Raw genomic sequence first — 19,207 nt, 5'->3', positions numbered from 1 at the left:
AGACAGTGGACTTCCGTCGTTCCTGGGCCGATGAGGATATCGACCTTTATCGTGACTCGGTGGCTCGCTTCGTCGAGACCGAGATGATCCCCATCGACGAGGCCGCGCGTCATCGTGGCAATGTCGGGCACGCGCTATGGCGCAAGGCCGGCGAGCTCGGCTTCCTGTGCGCCGATATTCCCGAGCAGTGGGGCGGCGCCGGCGGCGACTTCCGCCATGAAGCGGTGTTCTGCGAAGAGGCGGCGCGCCGCGGCCTTACCGGCATGGGCAGCGTGGTGCACAGCATCGTCGCGCACTACCTGCTCAACCACGGCACCGACGAACAGAAGCGGCGCCTGCTGCCGCGCGTGGTCAGCGGCGAACTGGTCGGCGCCATCGCGATGACCGAGCCCGGCACCGGCTCCGACCTGCAGGCGGTGCGTACCCGCGCGGAGCGGCGCGGCGACGCGTACGTCGTCAACGGCTCCAAGACCTTCATCACCAACGGGCTGCTCGCCGGCGTGGTGCTGGTGGTGGCCAAGACCAATCCGACCCAGGGCGCGCGCGGCACGTCCATCCTGATCGTCGAGACGCGGGACTCCGAGGGCTACCGCGTCGGCCGCGTGCTCGACAAGATCGGCCTCAAGGCGCAGGACACCTCGGAGCTGTTCTTTGACGATGTGCGGGTGCCGGTCTCCAACCTGCTGGGCGGCCAGGAGGGGCAAGGCTTCTTCCAGTTGATGAGCGACCTGCCGTACGAACGGCTCGCCATCGCGGTGCTCGCGCTGGCCGGCGCCGAGGGCGCGTTCGAGGCGACGCTGCAGTACACGCGCGAGCGCAAGGCCTTCGGCAAGCCGATCGCCGAGTGGCAGAACACGCGCTTCAAGCTCGCCGAGCTCGCCACCCAGCTCAAGGTCGGCCAAACCTTCGTCGATCGCTGTGTCGAGCAACTGGTGGCGGGCACGCTGGACACGGTCACGGCCTCGATGGCCAAGCTGTGGGCCTCCGAGATGCAGGGCAGGCTCGTCGACGAATGCCTGCAACTGTTCGGCGGCTACGGTTACATGAACGAATACCTTATCGCCCGCATGTATGCCGATGCGCGGGTGCAGCGCATCTACGGCGGCACCAGCGAGATCATGAAGGAAGTGATCGCGCGCGGGCTGTAGCCGTCGGCACACCGGCTGAACCGGCATTGGGAGGGCAGGGGATGGACGCGGATTCGTTCGATTACGTCGTGGTGGGCGGCGGCTCCGCAGGCTGTGTGCTGGCGGGGCGCCTGAGCGAAGACGCCACCGTCGACGTGGCCCTGCTGGAGGCCGGCGGCCGCGGCGACAACTGGGTCGTCAACACGCCGGCGGCCCTGGTGGCGATGCTGCCGACCCGGCTTTGCAACTACGCGTTCGAGACGCAGCCGCAGCCCGGGCTGGACGGGCGGCGCGGTTACCAGCCGCGCGGCAAGGCGCTCGGCGGCAGCTCGGCGATCAACGGCATGGTCTATATCCGCGGCCATCGCTGGGACTACGACCATTGGGCTTCGCTGGGCAACCCCGGCTGGTCCTACGACGCGTTGCTGCCGTATTTCCGGCGCAGCGAACACAACGAGCAATTCGACGACGCGTTTCACGGCCAGGGCGGTCCACTCAATGTGGCGGGGCTGCGTACCGACAACCCCTTCCCGCGGTACTTCCTCGAAGCCGCCGCGCAATGCGGCCTGTCGCTCAACGAGGATTTCAACGGCGCCGAGCAGGAGGGCGTCGGCCCCTTCCAGGTGACGCAAAGAAACGGCGAGCGTTGCAGCGCCGCACGCGCCTACCTGCAGCCTCACCTCGGCGTGCGCGGCAACCTGGATGTGCGCAGCGGCGTGCAGGTGCTGCGCATTCTGTTCGACGGCAAGCGCGCCGTGGGGGTGGAGTGCGTGCAGGGCGACCGGCGGTACATCCTGCGGGCGCGGCGCGAGGTGCTGCTTTGCGCGGGCACTTTCCAGTCGCCGCAACTGCTGATGTTGTCCGGGATCGGCCCCGGTGCGTCGCTGCAGGCCCTGGGCATTCCGGTGCTGCACGATTTGCCCGGCGTCGGCGAGAACCTGCAGGATCATCCGGACTTCGTCTTCAGTTACCGTGCGCGACGCCACCCTCACCTGGTGAGCCTCATGCCCAGCGGCCTGCTGCGCACGGTGCGCGGCGTGGCCCGCTACCGCCGCGAGCGTTACGGTCCGATCACCAGCAACTATGCCGAGGCCGGCGGCTTTCTCAAGACCGCCCCCGATTTGCCGGCACCCGATGTGCAGCTGCATTTCCTCGTGAGCATCGGCGACGATCACGGCCGCAAGCTGCATGCGTCGCACGGCTATTCGTGCCATGTCTGCCTGCTGCGGCCCGCCAGCCGCGGGCGCGTGAGGTTGCGCAATGCCGATCCGTCGCAGCCGCCCGACATCGATCCCAATTTCCTGTCGCATCCCGACGACCTCGACGCGCTGGTTGCCGGCTTCAAGCTGACACGCCGGCTGATGGACGCGCCGGCGCTGGCGCAATGGCGTAGCGGCGATCTCTTTACCGCGGGCGTCGAGAGCGACGAGCAGATTCGTGCGGTGCTGCGCGAGCGCGTGGACTCGGTCTATCACCCGGTCGGCACCTGTCGCATGGGGCGCGACCCGGCAGCGGTGGTCGATGCGACGCTGTGCGTGCATGGCCTGCAAGGGCTGCGAGTGGTCGATGCGTCGATCATGCCGACGCTGGTGGGCGGCAATACCAACGCTCCCGTAATCGCGATTGCCGAGAAGGCGGTGGATCTGATCCGGGCGGCCCGATGAGCTGGGCGCGCGCCGAATCTCACTGGATCACCAGCCGCTTCCTTGCGATCGCCACCGCCTGCGTCCGGCTCTTCGCGCCGAGCTTCGTGTTGATGTTGCGCAGATGCGTGCGCACGGTGCTGTCGGAGACGAACAGCTTCTCGGCCATCGCGTTGTTGGAGTAGCCCTCCGCCAGCAACTGCAGCACCCGGATCTCCTTGCGTGTCAGCGGCTCGGCCAGCGGGTCGACCGGCGCCGCGGTCGCAAGGATTTCGGCGTCGAGCAGCGGCATGGGGCCGGCAGCGGCGAGCAGGCCTTGCAGGTAGTCGTCGAAGAGGGGCGCGCCGGTATCGATGCGATGGGCATGCAGGCGGTGCAGCAGCAGGCTGACGGGCTCGCCCTCGTCGAGGATGAGCCGCATGAAGCCCTCGGGGTAGGTCTGCTGCAGCAATTCGGCCATCTCCCGCCGCGCGCCGGACGGATCGCCGCTGCGTTGCAGGGCCAGCGCTTGCAGCACCCGCAGCTTGAACACGCGGCGCCGCCGCGTGGCGGCTTCGGCGCGGGCCAGCTCATGCGCGATGCGCGGCAACGCGGCGTGCGCATCGCCGAAGAGAATGTCCCAGCGCAGGCTGCCCATGATCATGTCGTCCGTTTCGTGCGCAGGTAGCCGCTGGCGCGACACGCGTGCCCATAGCGCGCTGTCGTTGGCGCGCTCGAGCTCCTCGCGCGACGCCTGGGCGTTGCCTTGCAGCATCAGCATGTGCGCGCGTTCGAGCTTGGCACTGCAGACCACACGCGGCAGGTGGCGATGGTGGCCGAGATATTCCAGCTCGGTCAGCACGCGCACGGCCGCGTCGATGTCGCCGCGCAGGAAAGCGATCCGCGCGCGTATCGCGTGGCTGGCGATCATGTGGTCGGGGAGGCTGACATCGCGCGCCAGCGGCAGGTAGATGTTGAGCCAGTGCTCGGCCTCGTCGAGCCGGTTCATCTCGTAGATGACCGACGCATACAGTACGCCTGCCCAGGCGTTGCCGCTATGGTGTCGATAGCCGTTGCCGTCCGCCTGGCCGAGCAGCACCATGCGGAAGCGCGCGGTGGCCTGGCGCAGCCGGCCTTCCTGCAGGTCGAGCAGGCCCTCCATCGCCTCGGTGTAGGTGCGCACGAAGTCGCTGGTGCCGCGGCCGGCGCGAGCGGCGTCGAGCAGCCGGTGGGCTTCGGGGCTCTCGCCCATCACCGAGACCACGCTGGCCATCGTGTTGATGAGCACGCTGTCGGCGAAGGGTTTGCAACTGGGCAGCCGGCGCAGGCCGTCGCGGCCGGTGGCATCGGCGTCCTCGTAGCGGTCCATCATCGCCAGCAGGAGCGGGCGCAATGCGCTGAGGTGGGCCTGTATTCCCTCGTCGTGGCTGTCTTGGACCCCGGAGTGTTCCAGCCGCGCCATCGCCTCCCCGGCGCCCTGCGTGAAGCAGGTCACCCACGCCGCCATGATCTGCAGCAGCGGGTGCGCGTGCAGCGCCGCTTCCGGCACGGCCGCGAACCAGCGCGCCATCAAGCGCAGGCGGCCTTGCGCGAGAAAGCCTTCGGCGTATCGGGCCAGCAGGCCCAGCGCGTGCGGGAAGTCACCTCCTTCGATGGCGTGGTCGATGGCCGGTACCGGGCGGCCGGCGGTCTCGTACCAGCTCGAGGCCACCAGGTGCAGCCGCACGAATTCGTCCGGATGCTGCCGCTTCAACTGGGCGCGCAGGAAGTCCGCGAACAGACGGTGGTAACGCCAGGCCGGCTCCGCGCCGCCCGCCGAATCCTGTCCCGGCATGAGAAAGACATTGGCGGCTTCCAGCTTGCCGAGGATGTGCGCGCAGTCCATGCGAGGGTTGAGCGCCTCGCACAGCGGCGCGCTCAATTGCCACAGGATGCTGGTGCGCAACAGGAACTCGCGCACTTCGGCGCTTTGATGCGCGAGCACGTCTTCGGCCAGGTAATCGGCGATGGCGCGGTGCGAACCGGAAAAGCGCTGAATGAATTCGTCATACGCGCCGTCGGGGCCGTAACGCTCGAGCGCCACGGACGCCAGCCACAGCGCCGCGACCCAGCCCTCGGTCTTGCCGTGCAGTTGCGCCAGCGGCGGCGGCGCCAGCGGTATGCCGCGCAAGCGAAAAAACTTGGCGGCTTCCGCGAGGCTGAAACGCAGGTGCTCGGCATCCACCTCGACGAGCTGGCCGCGCGCGCAGCCGGCCCAGCCTCAGGTCGGGGAGCGCACGCGAGCCGATCACCAGCAGTCCAAGGCGCGGCAGACGGTCGATGATCTCGCGTACCAGGCCTAGCACGGAGGGCTCCTGCACGAATTCGAAATCGTCGAGAAACAGTACGAAGGGCGTGGGGTGGCGCGCCAGCGCTTCCATCGCTTGGGCCGCCGTGCCCGCGTGGTCGGCGGTATCGAAGCCGTCATCGCAGGCGATGCGCGCTGCTGCCTCGTTCAGGCCGGCGAGAAAGCGCGGCGCATCGTTGTCGGCGCGGTCCAGCGTGAGCCAGGCCGTGCCGACGCCGTCGGCTTCGAAGCGCGCGCGGCTCTGCAGCATCGCGGTTGTCTTGCCGAATCCGGCCGGTGCGCGCACCAGCACCAGTTTGGCCGCGCCGGCATGGCAGATGCGCTCGCATACCGCCGAGCGCGGCACCTGGGTCGGCAAGAGGCCCGGCGGGTCGAGCTTGGCCGCGAGTGCCGTACTGAGCGGGCCGGTAGTCGCAGGCATCGGGTCGCAGGTATCGATATGGCGCTTGGATCGGTCATCGCCGACAGCCAAGCCGGGCGCCACGCGATTGCACGTCCCGATCGCGTGGTGGAAGAAAGGCAAAACGTCGATTGACGCATTCTACAGCCTGTGGTCAGCGGTCTGTCCATCGGTGATTTCCGTCGCTTCCGACGATGTGCGCCGGCTCCGGGCATTCCTAGACTGCAGTGCATGAACGACGTGTATATCTACGACCATGTTCGCACGCCGCGCGGCAAGGGCCGGCCCGATGGCGCGCTGCACGAGGTGACGCCCGTGCGACTGGCGGCCGGCGTGCTGGCCGGCCTGCGCGAGCGCAACGGCTTCGACCCGGCGGCCATCGACGATGTCGGCCTCGGCATCGTGATGCCGGTGGGTGAGCAGGGCGCCGATCTCACGCGCTACGCGCTGCTCGCCGCGGGCTATGGCGACGGCGTGGCGGGCTATCAGCTCAACCGTTTCTGCACGTCGGCGCTGGATACGCTGAAATTCGGCCATGCGCTGGTCGCGGCTGGCCAGGCCGACGCGGTGATCGGCGGCGGCGTGGAATCGATGTCGCGCGTGGCGATCGGCAGCGACGGCGGCGCCGCCTATACCGACCCCGAGCTCGGGCGGCGCTACCCTTATATTCCCAACGGCGTGGCGGCCGACCTGATGGCGGCACTGGGTGGCCACGCGCGCGAGGCGCTCGACGCCTATGCGGCGGAGAGCCAGCGCCGCGCGGCCGTGGCGCAGGCCGAGGGCCGCTTCGCGCGCTCGCTGCGGCCGGTGCGCGACGTGATCGGCGAGCTGCTGCTGGAGCACGACGAAGCCATCCGTCCGGGCACCACGGCCGCCGATCTGGCCAAGCTCAAGCCGGCCTTCGCGGCGATCGGGGCCGAGGGTTTCGATGCGATCGTGCTGCAGCGCCATGCGCGGCTCGCCGCCTTCGAGCATGTACATACCAGTGGCAATTCGAGCGGCATCGTCGACGGCGCCTGCGCGATGCTGCTCGGCAACCGCGCGTTCGGCACCCGCTACGGCATGGCGCCGCGCGCCCGCATCGTCGGCAGCGCGAGCTGCGCTTCCGAGCCGCTGCTGAGCCTGGGCGGCCCGATGCCTGCCACCGAGAAAATCCTGCGGTCCGCCGGCATGACGGTGCGCGACATCGACCTGTTCGAGGTCAACGAGGCCTTCGCGGTGGTGCCGCTGGCCTACATGCGGCATTTCGACGTCGACCCCGGACGGGTCAACGTCAACGGCGGCGCCATCGCGCTGGGCCATCCGCTGGGCGCCACGGGCGCGATCCTGCTGGGCACCGCGCTCGACGAACTCGAGCGCCGGAACCTGACGATGGCGCTGGTTACGCTGTGCGCGGCCGCGGGGCAGGCGACGGCCATCGTGATCGAAAGAGCGTGAGGCGGGCATGCGAGAGAATCTCAGTGTCGAAACGGGCGTCGATGGTGTGGCCGAGATCACGCTGCACGCCGCGGGCCACGAGGCGGACCGCTGGATCGCGGGCCTGGCGACCGATCTCGCCGCGGCGGTGGAGGAACTGGCCGCGCACAAGGACGTCGTCGGCGCCGTGATCCTGTCGGGCCGCGGCTTCATGGCCGGCGCACGCATCCGCGATCTGCCGGCCGGCCGCGATGCCGGACTCACGGCGGCGCAGGCGGCGGCACGCGTGGCGCCGGTGCATGCCGCTTTCCGCCTGCTCGAGCGTTGCGGCAAGCCGGTGGCCGCGGCGATCGACGGCCCGGCACTGGGCGCCGGCTTCGAGCTCGGCCTGGCGTGCCACTACCGCGTGCTGGCCGACGACCCGCGCTGCGTGGTCGGGTTGCCCGATGTGCGGGTGGGGCTGATTCCGTGCAGCGGCGGCACGCAGCGCCTGCCTCGCCGCATCGGCATCGAGCGCGCGCTGCCGTTGATGCTGACGGGGCGCGCCGTGGCGCCCGCCGAGGCGCTGTCGTTGGGCCTGGTGGATACGGTGGTGGCCCCCGAGCGGCTGATGGACACCGCGCGTCGTTGGGTGCTCGCCCATCCCGGTGCGCAGCAGCCGTGGGATGTGAAGGGCTACCGCGTGCCGGGCGGCGCCGGCGCGCTTGCACCGCATGCGGCCGCCAGCTTCGGGCTCGGCCTGGCGCGCGTGCGTCGCGATACGCGGGATCGCGCGCCGGCGCCGCTGGCGTTGCTGTCGGCGGTATACGAGGGCACGCAACTGCCCATCGACCGCGCATTGGCGCTCGAAGCCAAGCTCTTCGGCCGTCTTGTCACCGATCCCGCCGCGTGCGAACCAGGGCGCGGCCGACCACCAGGAAGCCCGCTATGAAGACCCGTGTGACCGAACTGCTCGGTATCGAGTACCCCATCATTCAGGGCGGGATGATGTGGGTGGGCGTGGCCGAGCTGGCCGCGGCCGTATCCAGCGCCGGTGGCCTGGGCATTCTCACCGCACTGACGCAGCCCACTCCCGACGACCTGCGCCGCGAGATCGAGCGCACCCGCTTGCTGACGGACCGGCCCTTCGGCGTCAACCTCACGATCCTGCCGTCGGTGAAGCCGCCGCCCTATGCGGAATATGTGGACGTCATCATCGAAAGCGGCGTCAGGATCGTCGAGACCGCGGGCAACAGTCCCAGGGAATTCATCGGCCGCTTCAAGGCGCATGGCGTGACGATCGTGCACAAGTGCACCACGGTGCGCCATGCGCAGTCCGCCGAGCGCAATGGCGTGGACATCGTCTCCATCGACGGGCTGGAGTGCGCGGGCCATCCTGGCGAGGACGACGTCGGCGGCCTGGTGCTTATCCCGGCGGCGGCGCGCGCGTTGAGCATCCCGATCGTCGCCTCCGGCGGCATCGCCGACGGCCGCGGCATGGCCGCCGCGCTGGCGCTGGGCGCCGAGGGCGTGAACATGGGAACGCGCTTCTGCGTGACGCGGGAGGCACCCATCCACGACAACATCAAGCAAGCGATGGTGCGCGGCAGCGAGCGCGACACGGCGCTCATTTTCCGCACGCTGAAGAACACCGCGCGCGTGTTTCGCAACGCAATCGCCGACGAGGTGCGCGCCATCGAGAGCAGGCCGGGCGGCTGCGAGTTCGAGGAGATCCGGCCGCTGGTGCTGGGTGCGCGCGGCCGCGCCGCGCTGCAAAGCGGCGAGATCGACGACGGGGTCATCACCGCCGGCCAATGCATCGGATTGATCGACGACGTGCCGAGCTGCGCCGAGCTGCTGCAGCGCATGGCGGCCGAGTGCCGGGAGCGGCTGCGGCTGACGTCGCTGATGGCGGTCTGAGCAACGGCGGCTTTTTTCGTCGCTTGCGACGATGGCTCGCCGGCGGCGGCCTTTCTAGACTGGCTACCTGTCACTTCACGCGGAGGAATCCTCTTGTTCCAAGGTGAAAATATTCAGTTGAAGCGACTCGACGAAGGGTTCGTCGAGCTGTGCTTCGATCGCGCCGGCGATGCCATCAACAAGCTCGATGGCCGCACGGTCGACGAATTCCGCCAGGCCACCGGGGTCCTGGCCGCGGCGTCGGATGTGCGCGGCGTGCTGGTCACGAGCGCGAAGGACGCGTTCATCGTCGGCGCCGACATCACCGAGTTCGGCGAGATGTTCAGGAAAAGCGCCGAAGACATGGCTCGCGACGTGCTGGCCAAGAACCAGATCTTCGTCGCCTTCGAGGATCTGCCGTTCCCCAGCGTGGTGGCGATCAACGGTTTCGCGCTCGGCGGCGGCCTGGAGCTGGCGCTCGCCGCCGCGTACCGCGTCATGTCCACGGCCGCCCAGGTCGGCGTTCCCGAGGTCAATCTCGGCTTGTTTCCCGGCTTTGGCGGGACGGTGCGGCTGTCGCGCGTGGCGGGCGCGGCGACGGCGATCGACTGGGTCGCCGGCGGCAAGCCGTCGCGTGCCGCCGCGGCCCTGGAGCAGGGCGTCGTGGACGAGATCTGCGAACCCGCGGCCTTGCGCGACACCGCGCTGGGGCTGTTGCGCGGCGCGGCGGCCGGCGAGCGGGACTGGCGCGTGCGGCAGGAGCGCAAGCGCCAGCCGCTGCCGCAGCCTCGAGGCGAGCTAGACGCGCTGTTCGAGGCGGCCCTGGCCGACGTCGCGCGCCGCAGCCCCAAGCACCAGCCGGCCGCCGTGATGGCGGTGCGGATGATGGGGCGAGCGGCGTCGTGCTCGCGCGCCGATGCGCTGAAGCTCGAGGCGGAGGCCTTCGGCGCGGTGGCCGGGACTCAGGCGGCCGGTGCGCTGGTGCAGGCCTTTCTGAACGATCAGGCGCTGAAGAAGCTGTTCAGAAGGCATGCGAGGCACGTGAGTCCGGTGCAGCAGGCCGCCGTGCTGGGCGCTGGCATCATGGGCGGCGGCATTGCGTACACCAGCGCGTTGCGCGGCACGCCGGTGCGTCTCAAGGACATCGTGCCCGCCCAGCTCGAACTGGGCATGAACGAGGCGGCCAGACAACTGGCCAGGCAGGTGAAGACCGGCCGGCTGACGCAGGAGCAGGCCGATGCGCGGCTCGCCGCGATCCACCCGCAACTCGACGACGACGGTTTCGACGCGGTGGACGTGGTGATCGAGGCCGTGGTCGAGAACCTCGACGTGAAGCGCCGCGTGCTGGCGGCGCTCGAGGGCGCCGTGCGCGATTGTACGGTCATCGCCTCCAACACCTCCAGCCTGCGCATCGACGACATCGCACAGGCGCTGGCGCGCCCCGGGAACTTCGTCGGCATGCATTTCTTCAACCCCGTGCCGGCGATGCCGCTGGTCGAGGTGATCAAGGGTAGCGTGACCGGCGATGCAGCCGTATCCGCCGCCGTGGGCCATGCACTGGCGATGGGCAAGACGCCGATCGTCGTGAGGGATTGCCCGGGCTTTCTGGTCAACCGCATCATTGCGCCGTATGTCAGCGCGTTCCTGCAGCTGGTGAGCGACGGCGCGGACTTCGCCGAGGTCGACCGCGTGATGGAGGCCTTCGGCTGGCCGATGGGGCCCGCCTATCTGCAGGACGTGGTGGGCATGGACGTAGGCGCCCATGTGGGCGACGTGATCGCCGCCGGCTATCCCGGCCGCATGCTGCCGGTGGCGCGCAATGCGGTGAAGCTGATGGTTGAGCATGGGCGCTACGGCCAGAAGACCGGGCTGGGCTTCTATCGCCACGAGCCCGACGCCGCCGGCAAGCCCGGCAGGAGCGTTGCGCCCGACGCGCATGCGCTCGTCGCCAGCCTGCAGCCGCAGGGCGCGCGTCGCTTCTCCGATGAAGAGATCGTCGAACGCATGATGCTGCCGATGATCGTGGAAGCCGCGCATGCGCTCGAGGAGGGCGTGGTGGCCACGCCCGCCGAGCTCGACATGGCGCTGCTGCTGGGGATCGGCTTCCCGGCCTACCTGGGCGGCGCGCTCAAGTATGCCGATTGGCTGGGCCTGGAGCGCGTGGTGTCGCTGTGCGGCCGGTACGCGAGTCTCGGCCCCGCCTACGAGCCGACCCCGCGCATGCGCGAGATGGCCGCGCAGGGCTTGCGCTACTACGACGCCGCCTGAGCGCGACGTTCCACGATCATAAGGATTTCCGCGATGAAACTCGATTCCTCCGTCAGCGCCGTCGTCACCGGCGGCGCGTCCGGCCTGGGGGCCGCCACGGCGCGCCGCCTCGCGGCGCACGGCGTGAAGGTCGCGCTGTTCGATCTCAACGTCGAGTCGGGCGAGGCGCTGACGCGCGAACTCGGCGGCGTGTTCTGCAAGGTCGACGTGACCAGCGACACCGAGGTCGACGCCGCCTTCACGAGATCGCGCGCGGCCATCGGCCAGGAGCGCGTGCTGATCAATTGCGCCGGTACCGGCAACGCCATCAAGACCGCCAGCCGCGACAGGGAGAGCGGCGAGATCCGGCATTTTCCGCTGCCGGCCTTCGACAAGATCATCCAGATCAACCTCGTCGGCACCTTTCGCTGCATCGCCAGGTCAGCAGCCGGCATGCTCATGCTGGAGCCGCTCGCCGACGGCGAACGCGGCGTGATCGTCAACACCGCGTCGGTGGCGGCCGAGGATGGCCAGATGGGGCAGGCCGCCTATTCGGCCTCCAAGGCCGCCATCGTCGGCATGACGCTGCCCATAGCACGAGACCTGATGAACGAGGGCGTGCGGATCAATACCATCCTGCCGGGCATTTTCGACACGCCGCTGCTGCAAGGCGCTCCCGCGAACGTGAAGGCGGCGCTGGCCGATTCGGTGCCGTTCCCGAAGCGGCTTGGCAATCCGGCCGAATACGCGGCGCTAGCCGAACTGATGATCACCAACGGCTATTTCAACGGCGAGAGCGTGCGGCTCGACGGAGCCATCCGCATGGCGCCGCGCTAAATGCCGCGTCGCATCGCCGACTTTCCCTTCTCGACAAGGAACCAACATGACTGAAGCTTTCATCGTGGCGGCCGCCCGCACGGCTGGCGGCCGCCGCGGGGGCCGCCTCTCGGGCTGGCATCCGGCCGACCTGGCCGCGCAAGTGCTCGACGCGCTGGTGGCCCGTAGCGGCGCGGATCCCACGCTGATCGACGACGTGATCATGGGCTGCGTCGGCCAGGCCGGCGAGCAGGCCGCCAACGTGGCGCGCAATGCGGTGCTGGCTTCCCGGTTGCCCGAGTCGGTGCCCGCCACCACGGTGGACCGGCAGTGCGGGTCGTCCCAGCAGGCGCTGCACTTCGCCGCGCAAGCGGTGATGTCGGGCGCGATGGATTGCGTCATCGCCGCGGGCGTGGAGAGCATGTCGCGCGTACCGATGGGCCTGCCGACGACCTTGCCGGCCAAGAACGGCCTGGGTTTCTATGTCAGCCCCGGGATGCGGCTGCGCTATCCCGGCGTGGAGTTCAGCCAGTTCACGGGCGCCGAGACGATCGCGACGAACTACGGCATCTCGCGCGAGGATCTCGACGAATACGCGTACCAGAGCCACTTGCGCGCCATCGACGCGATGCGGACGGGCCGCTTCGAGGAAGAGATCGTGCCGGTGGCCGCATGCAGCGCCGAAGCCGGCGATCTGGGCGAACTGCATGTGGTGGACGAGGGCGTTCGTTTCGACGTCACGCGCGAGGGCATCGCGAGCGTGAAGCTGATTGCCGAGGGCGGGCGCGTCACCGCGGCGAGCGCGTCGCAGATCTGCGACGGCGCGTCCGGCGTGATGGTGGTCAACGCACGCGGACTCGCGGCGCTGGGCATCGAACCGCTGGCGCGCGTGCATCACATGACCGTGCTGGGCCACGACCCGGTGGTTATGCTGGAAGCGCCGTTGCCGGCGACGCAGCGTGCGCTCGCGAGGGCGGGCCTCTCTATCGACGACATCGATCTGTATGAGGTCAACGAGGCTTTCGCGTCGGTGCCGCTGGCCTGGCTGAAGGCGCTGGGCGCCGACCCGCAGCGGCTGAACGTCAACGGCGGCGCCATCGCGCTGGGCCATCCCCTGGGTGCATCTGGCACCAAGCTGATGACGACACTGATCCATGCTCTGCAGCAGCGCGGCGCACGCTACGGATTGCAGACCATGTGCGAGGGCGGCGGGCTGGCTAACGTGACCATCGTTGAGCGCCTCTGACGGCGTGTCTTCGAAGGAGAGCATGACGATGAAGGAGATCCGCGTTGAACGCGACGGCGACGTGGCCGTCGTCCACATCGCCAACGCCGTGCGCATGAATCCGCTGACGGTGACGATGCAGACCGAGCTCCGCGAATGCCTGGCCTCGCTGCGCGCCGACCGCAGCGCGCGCGCGCTGCTGCTGACCGGCGAGGGCAAGGCATTCTGCGCTGGCGCCGACCTTTCCGGTATGCGCGCTACCTACGGTGGCGTGCCTGGCGACAGCGATGGCCGCACCCTGGGCCAGCGGACTGCCGACATCATGCGCGAGCAGTCGAACCGCCTGGTACAGGAACTGCGCGAATTGCCGATACCGGTGGTGTGCGCGCTCAACGGCGCCGCGGTGGGCGGCGGCGTGGGCCTCGCGCTCGCGGCCGATGTGGTGATTGCCGCGAGTTCGGCCTATTTCTACCTGCCGTCCCTGCCGAGGCTGGGCATCGTTCCCGACCTGGGCGCCACTTGGTTCATGAGCCGGCTGGTGGGCCGGGCGCGCGCCGCGGGCTTCATGCTGTCGGGAAATCGCCTGTCAGCCGAGCGGGCGGAGCGCTGGGGCCTGGTGTGGGCGTGTGTCGACGACGCGGCGCTACTTGTCGAGGCGCTGACGGTGGCGCGCCGTCTGGCCGCGCAGCCAGCGCATGCCGTACTGGAAGTACGGCATGCGCTGGATGCTGCGGATCGGTGCAGCCTCGCCGAGCAACTGGACTACGAAGCCGAGCGGCAGCGCGAGTTAATCGATCGGCCCGAGTTTGCCGAAGGCGTGCGCGCATTCATCGAGAAGCGCGAACCAGATTTCAAGACCCGGTCGGAATGACGTCCGGCCCGCCGTCGACCGCATGCGGATCAACGCGCGAGCCATCGAGCGTCGACCTGCGTGTATTCCTGTCTCTCTCCGCATCCTCTGATCGCGGTGCGGCGGGCGGCGGATTGATCCGGGGATCCGGGTGAATTTACCCGGGCCGGTCGGCGAGTTGCCGAACCCGTGCGACGGCGTCGCGTATTTTCCGTGACAACGGGCTGTCGGCCGGCGCCACTTCCAGCAACCGGTCCCAGTACTGCACCGTGCGCTTGTAGTCCCCGCGGTTGTAGGCCACGACTCCGGCCAGCGCGAGCGCCTTGGGGTGGTCCGGATCGATCTCGAGCGCATGTGCGATGAGCGTGGCCGGTTCACCTTCCAGGCTGCGGCCGTTCATGATTGCCAGGGTTTCCGCGTAGTCGGTCAGCGTCGCGGCGTCGTCGGGCCGCAGCCTGGTTGCCTGTCTGAAGGCCTCCACGGCTTGAGGATACCTGCCCACCGCCAGATACGCGCGAGCGAGCATTCTCCAGCCGTCGGCGTCGTCGGGCCGGCTCTTCATGCGCTCGGCGAGCTGGTCGATCAGGACCGGGTCCGGCGGTATCGCGGGGCGTGGCGCGTCATCGCTTCCCGAGGGCTGCAGCGACGCGCCGCGCGGGCCGAGGGTGAGGCCGGCCGGCGAGCCGGTCCAGGCGTAGCCGCCGCCCGCGATGACGAAGATTGTTAGCACCAGCGCGGCGACCAGGGCCGGCGAGGGCCGCGCGGGCGAGGTCGCGGATCGCGCTACCCGCGCCGGTCCGTCGGAGCTGTCGCGGCCGAAGGGCCACCACCATGGCCGCATCAGCAGCGCGGCCGCCAGCACGCACATCGTCGCGGCAATCAGGTAGAAGTAGGCTGTCATGGCTTGAGTTCCTGAGCTGTGTCTCCCGGGTCGGGGATGTCGGCTTCGAAGCGATCGTCGCTCATGCCGGCGCGCCGATGCAACACCAGGAGTAGGCTTGCGACGCCGATCAGCAGCAGCGCGGCGGGACCGAACCACAGCAGCACGGTCGTGGTCTTGAGCGGCGGGCGGTAGCGCACGAAGTCGCCGTAGCGATCCGTCATGTAGCGAACGATCTGCTCATCGCTTTTACCCTCGCGCAGCATGGCGCGCACCTCGTTTCGCAGGTCTTCCGCGAGATCGGCATGCGAGTCGGCGAGCGTCTGGTTCTGGCAGACCAGGCAACGGAGCTCGCCGGCGATGCGCAGCATGTGCGCCTCGAGGACCGGGTCGTCGGCAGCCGGGGCGGCGTTCCGGGCATCGGAAGCGAGGGGCAGCAGACCCAGCAGACCCAGCAGCAGCGCGGTAAGGAACCTAGCCATTGAGCTTCCTCAACAAAGGCAGCACGCGCTCGTCGATGATCCGCGGCGTGAGCGGGCCGGTCTGTTTGAAGCGAATCACACCCTGCTTGTCGATGATGAAGGTCTCCGGTACCCCGTAGACACCGAAATCGATACCCACGCGCCCATCCTGGTCGAAGGCCAAGGCCTCGTAGGGATTGCCGAACCGGCTCAGCCAGTCGAGGCCACCGGCGCGGGTGTCCTTGTAGTTCAGTCCGATGATGGGGACGGCCCCGGTGAGCGAGAAGGCCACCAGCGTGGGGTGCTCCTCGCGGCAGGCGACGCACCACGAGGCCCACACGTTAAGCATCCAGACCCGGCCCAGCATGTCGTCGCGCCGGATCGTGACGGACGGATCGTCCAGCCGCGTCAGCGAAAAGGCCGGCGCGGGCTTGTCGAGCAGCGGCGACGGCACCTCGCGAGGGTCCAGCTGCAGGCCGCGCCACAGAAACCCCGCGAGGATCGCGAACACGACGAACGGAAGAACGAAGCGCAGGCGTTTCATGCTTCGGCTTCCGGCGTCGCGCCGATCGTTCGCGACCTAGCAGCGTTCGCGCCGATGCGGTAGCGCCGGTCGCTGGCGGCCAGGCCACCGCCGATCGCCATCAGCAGGCAGCCGCCCCAGATCCAGTCGACGAAAGGCTTAACGTAGATGCGCACGATCCAGGTGTCGTTGCCCTCGATCGGCTCGCCGAGCGAGACATAGAGATCGCGCGTCGGGCCGGGATCGATCGCCGCCTCGGTCATGGGGGTGCGCTGTACGCGATAGATGCGCTTCTCGGGCCGCAGTTGCGTCACCGGACGACCGCTGCGCGTGACATCGAGCCGGCCCTGCACGCCGTCGTAGTTTGGCCCCTGCATCTCGCTGACGCCGCGAAACGTGAAGATGTAGCCGGCCAGCTCGGTGGTGTCGCCGACCGCCATCCTCACGTCTCGCTCGAGTTCGCCGGTCTTGACCATGCTCACACCGAAGGCGAAGGCGGCGACGCCGAGGTGGGCGATCATCATGCCGGCCGTGGCGCGCGGCAGCCGACGCAGGCGCGCCGCGAACCGCTTCTCGCCGCCGCCGGCGGGGCGCACGCGCTCCCACAGATCGACGGCGACGGAAGCCACGATCCAGTAGGCCATCAGGGAGCCCAGCGTCCCGCTCGGCGAGAGGCGGCCGGCCAGCCAGCCGGTCGCCACGGCGGCGGTCACGGCTACCGCCGCCGCCCAGCGCAGGCGCCTGGCGAGGTCGGGCACCTCGGCCTCTTTCCAGCGCGCCAGCGGACCAACGCCGAGCAGGAAGATCACCGGCGTCATCAGCGGTACGAAGACGGTGTCGAAATAGGGCGGCCCGACCGAGAGCTTGCCCATGCCCAACGCATCGAGCAGCAGCGGGTAGAGCGTGCCCAGCAGCACCGACAACGTCGCCACGACCAACAGCACGTTGTTGCCCAGCAGCATGGTCTCGCGCGACACGAGGCCGAAGCGTGCGCCCAGCCCGACCCTGGGCGCGCGCCATGCATAGAGGGCCAGCGAGCCGCCGATCACCACGGCGAGGAACGTCAGGATGAAGAGGCCGCGGCGCGGATCGGTCGCGAAGGCGTGCATCGAGGACAGCACGCCCGAGCGCACGAGGAAGGTGCCGAGCAGCGACAGCGAAAAGGTGATGATCGCCAGCAGGACGGTCCAGGACTTGAAGGCACCGCGCTTCTCGGTCACGGCCAGCGAATGGATCAGCGCCGTGCCGGCCAGCCAGGGCATGAAGGACGCGTTCTCCACCGGATCCCAGAACCACCAGCCGCCCCAGCCCAGCACGTAGTAAGCCCATATGCTGCCCAGCATGATGCCGATGGTGAGACAGGCCCAGGCCGCCGTGGTCCAGGGACGGGACCAGCGTGCCCACGCGGCGTCCAGGTTGCCGCCCAGCAGTGCCGCGAGCGCAAAGGCAAAGGGCACCGAGAAGCCGACATAGCCCATGTAGAGCATGGGCGGATGGGCCACCATGCCCGGGTCCTGCAGCAGCGGGTTCAGGTCGTTGCCGTCCGGCGGCACGGACAACAGGCGTTCGAATGGATTCGACGCGGTGATCATGAACAGCAGAAAACCCACGCTGATCAGCCCCATCACCGCGAGGATGCGCGCCACGACCGGGCGCGGCAGATGGCGGCTCAGTTGGGCGACCGCCAGCATCCAAACGCTGAGCATCATCAGCCACAGCAGCAGCGAGCCCTCGTGGCCGCCCCAGACGCCGGCGATCCGATAGGCCAGCGGCAGGGCGCTGTTAGAATTGGAGGCCACGTAGAGCACCGAGAAATCGTTGCGCACGAAGCAACTCGTCAGGCACAGGAACGCGATGCCGACCAGTACGAAATGCGTTTGCGCCGCGGGGCGTGCCAACGACATCCAATCGATTCTTGCGCGCGTCGCCCCCATCAGCGGCAGACTGCCGAGAATCAGCGCCACGGCGAGCGCTAGCAGCAGCGCGATCCGACCCAGTTCGGGAATCATGGCTTGCCTGCCTCCTTGATCACCGCGGCGGCGTTCTTGTCGTTCAGTTGGCGCGCCCGCTTCAGCGCGTCGGCGGCTTCGGGCGGCATGTAGTTCTCGTCGTGCTTGGCCAGCACTTCGCGGGCGACGAAAATGCCGTCCTCACCGATCTGTCCCTGGGCCACCACGCCCTTGCCTTCCTTGAAGAGGTCCGGGAGGATGCCCTGATAGCGCACCGGTATGGTTCGCACGGTGTCCGTCACCAGGAAGTTCGCCGTCAGGCCGTCGCGCCGCACGCTGCCGTCCTTCACCAGGCCGCCCAGCCTGAAGGTGCGGCCTGCCGGCGCCTCCCTGGCGAACACCTGGGACGGCGAGTAGAAGAACACCAGATTGCTGCGAAACGCATTGAGCACCAACGCGGTGGCGACGCCAGCCGCCACGACGATACCCAGCGCGACAGCCAGCCGCAGGTGGCGCGGCTTCATTGTCGCCACTCCGCCCGCGCGCGCGTCGCGTCCAGTAGCGCGCGGCGTTGCCGGTGCGTTGCCGTCCAGAGCTCCAGCAGCATGGTCGACGCGGTCACCGCGTAAGCCCCCCACACATAGAGGCCGTAGCCACCCATGGCCAGGAATTCGGCCGCGCCGTGCCAGTTCATGCGGCTCGCTCCGTGCCGGGATTCGAAGAGGGCGGCGACGTCAGCTCGCGCACCCATTCGGTGTGCGATTCGCGCTCCAGCACGATTGCCCTGGCGCGTGTGAATACCACCGCAAACGCGTACGCCCAGAACGCGAAGGTCATTAGCAACAAGGCGACGAGCATGGCGGCGGCCATCCTGGACGTGGCTGTCATGGTAATGGTGGCGCCCTGGTGCAACGTGTTCCACCAGCGCACCGAGAAATAGATGACTGGGACGTTCGCCGTGCCGACGATCGCCAGCAGCGCGCCGGCCTTATCGGCGCGCCGCACGTCGTCGATCGCTTCGACGAGCGCGATGTAGCCGAAGAAGAGGAAGAGCAGGATCAGCTCCGATGTCAGCCGGGCGTCCCACACCCACCACGTCCCCCAGGCCGGCTTGCCCCAGAACGAGCCGGTCCACAGAGCGATGAACGTGAACAGGGTGCCGGTCGGCGCCAGCGCGCGCGCCAACATCGAGGCCATGCGCGCGTTGAAAATCCAGCCGATGACGGCCCAGCCGGCCATCGCCAGATAGATCACCATCGACATCCAGGCCGCGGGCACATGAATGAAGATGATGCGGTAGGCCTCGCCTTGCTGTGCATCGGTGGGTGCGACGAAGAAGCCGGCGTACAGCCCGGCCGCCGCGAGCAGCGCTGCCGCGGCCCACAGCCAGGGCGTGAGTAGGCCTGTCAGCCAGTAGAAGCGCGAAGGCGCCGCGAACGTGAACCAGCGGGTCATCGGCAGGCCCC

17 protein-coding genes are annotated in these 19,207 nt (G+C 68.8%); 9 read left to right on the top strand and 8 right to left on the bottom strand.

The window, feature by feature from the left end:
• Positions 1-5 precede the first annotated feature (5 nt).
• Positions 6-1,148 carry an acyl-CoA dehydrogenase family protein gene (locus tag RZR99_RS27550; RefSeq protein ID WP_323122941.1) on the top strand — a complete coding sequence of 381 codons (1,143 nt, stop codon included), beginning with the start codon at positions 6-8 and terminating at the stop codon, positions 1,146-1,148.
• 41 nt (positions 1,149-1,189) lie between these two features.
• Positions 1,190-2,791 carry a GMC family oxidoreductase gene (locus tag RZR99_RS27545; protein WP_323122940.1) on the top strand — a complete coding sequence of 534 codons (1,602 nt, stop codon included), beginning with the start codon at positions 1,190-1,192 and terminating at the stop codon, positions 2,789-2,791.
• 19 nt (positions 2,792-2,810) lie between these two features.
• Here RZR99_RS27545 and RZR99_RS33580 read toward each other — a convergent pair whose 3' ends face one another.
• The gene (locus tag RZR99_RS33580) at positions 2,811-4,973 is read right to left on the bottom strand and encodes a LuxR C-terminal-related transcriptional regulator (protein WP_456061835.1); all 2,163 of its coding nucleotides are present in this window, start codon (positions 4,971-4,973) and stop codon (positions 2,811-2,813) included.
• Between the two features lie 754 nt (positions 4,974-5,727).
• Here RZR99_RS33580 and RZR99_RS27530 point away from each other — a divergent pair.
• The 7 genes from RZR99_RS27530 (at position 5,728) to RZR99_RS27500 (ending at position 13,949) form a co-directional block, all read left to right on the top strand.
• Positions 5,728-6,933, top strand: a complete 1,206-nt coding sequence (locus tag RZR99_RS27530) for an acetyl-CoA C-acetyltransferase (protein WP_323122938.1) — start codon at positions 5,728-5,730, stop codon at positions 6,931-6,933.
• Positions 6,934-6,940: 7 nt separating this feature from the next.
• Positions 6,941-7,843: an enoyl-CoA hydratase-related protein gene (locus RZR99_RS27525; protein WP_323122937.1), complete on the top strand. Its 903-nt coding sequence runs from the start codon at positions 6,941-6,943 to the stop codon at positions 7,841-7,843.
• Positions 7,840-8,811, top strand: coding sequence for an NAD(P)H-dependent flavin oxidoreductase (locus tag RZR99_RS27520; protein WP_323122936.1), 972 nt, complete (start codon positions 7,840-7,842; stop codon positions 8,809-8,811). Before RZR99_RS27525 ends, RZR99_RS27520 begins: the two co-directional genes overlap by 4 nt.
• A gap of 93 nt (positions 8,812-8,904) precedes the next feature.
• Positions 8,905-11,058 carry a fatty acid oxidation complex subunit alpha FadB gene (gene fadB, locus RZR99_RS27515; RefSeq protein ID WP_323122935.1) on the top strand — a complete coding sequence of 718 codons (2,154 nt, stop codon included), beginning with the start codon at positions 8,905-8,907 and terminating at the stop codon, positions 11,056-11,058.
• A 33-nt stretch (positions 11,059-11,091) separates the two neighbouring features.
• The gene (locus RZR99_RS27510; RefSeq protein WP_323122934.1) at positions 11,092-11,874 is read left to right on the top strand and encodes an SDR family NAD(P)-dependent oxidoreductase; all 783 of its coding nucleotides are present in this window, start codon (positions 11,092-11,094) and stop codon (positions 11,872-11,874) included.
• Positions 11,875-11,920: 46 nt separating this feature from the next.
• Entirely contained in the window at positions 11,921-13,099 is a 1,179-nt protein-coding gene (locus tag RZR99_RS27505; RefSeq protein WP_323122933.1) for an acetyl-CoA C-acetyltransferase, read from the top strand.
• 22 nt (positions 13,100-13,121) lie between these two features.
• Positions 13,122-13,949, top strand: a complete 828-nt coding sequence (locus RZR99_RS27500; protein WP_323122932.1) for an enoyl-CoA hydratase-related protein — start codon at positions 13,122-13,124, stop codon at positions 13,947-13,949.
• 136 nt (positions 13,950-14,085) lie between these two features.
• Here the strand turns inward: RZR99_RS27500 and RZR99_RS27495 are convergent, their stop codons facing one another.
• Genes RZR99_RS27495 through ccmC form a run of 7 tightly spaced genes read right to left on the bottom strand, consistent with a single transcriptional unit; the run spans position 14,086 to position 19,196 of the window.
• The gene (locus tag RZR99_RS27495; protein WP_323122931.1) at positions 14,086-14,829 is read right to left on the bottom strand and encodes a tetratricopeptide repeat protein; all 744 of its coding nucleotides are present in this window, start codon (positions 14,827-14,829) and stop codon (positions 14,086-14,088) included.
• Complete coding sequence (locus RZR99_RS27490) at positions 14,826-15,290, bottom strand: cytochrome c-type biogenesis protein (protein ID WP_323122930.1); 465 nt, start codon at positions 15,288-15,290, stop codon at positions 14,826-14,828. Before RZR99_RS27490 ends, RZR99_RS27495 begins: the two co-directional genes overlap by 4 nt.
• On the bottom strand, positions 15,283-15,813 hold the full coding sequence (locus RZR99_RS27485) for a DsbE family thiol:disulfide interchange protein (RefSeq protein WP_323122929.1): 531 nt from the start codon (positions 15,811-15,813) through the stop codon (positions 15,283-15,285). The genes RZR99_RS27490 and RZR99_RS27485 overlap by 8 nt, the downstream gene beginning before the upstream one ends.
• A complete protein-coding gene (locus RZR99_RS27480) occupies positions 15,810-17,801 on the bottom strand; it encodes a heme lyase CcmF/NrfE family subunit (RefSeq protein ID WP_323122928.1) in 1,992 nt (663 codons plus the stop codon). Before RZR99_RS27480 ends, RZR99_RS27485 begins: the two co-directional genes overlap by 4 nt.
• The gene (gene ccmE / locus RZR99_RS27475) at positions 17,798-18,265 is read right to left on the bottom strand and encodes a cytochrome c maturation protein CcmE (RefSeq protein WP_323122927.1); all 468 of its coding nucleotides are present in this window, start codon (positions 18,263-18,265) and stop codon (positions 17,798-17,800) included. Before ccmE ends, RZR99_RS27480 begins: the two co-directional genes overlap by 4 nt.
• Entirely contained in the window at positions 18,262-18,435 is a 174-nt protein-coding gene (ccmD, locus tag RZR99_RS27470; RefSeq protein ID WP_323122926.1) for a heme exporter protein CcmD, read from the bottom strand. The genes ccmE and ccmD overlap by 4 nt, the downstream gene beginning before the upstream one ends.
• Positions 18,432-19,196: a heme ABC transporter permease CcmC gene (gene ccmC, locus RZR99_RS27465; protein ID WP_323122925.1), complete on the bottom strand. Its 765-nt coding sequence runs from the start codon at positions 19,194-19,196 to the stop codon at positions 18,432-18,434. The genes ccmD and ccmC overlap by 4 nt, the downstream gene beginning before the upstream one ends.
• Between the last annotated feature and the right edge of the window lie 11 nt (positions 19,197-19,207).

It is taken from the genome of Burkholderia alba (assembly GCF_034721475.1).
GTDB classification, from domain to species: domain Bacteria; phylum Pseudomonadota; class Gammaproteobacteria; order Burkholderiales; family Burkholderiaceae; genus Burkholderia; species Burkholderia alba.
Note: the sequence above shows the minus strand (reverse complement) of the source record. Positions and strands in the feature narration are given on the sequence as shown.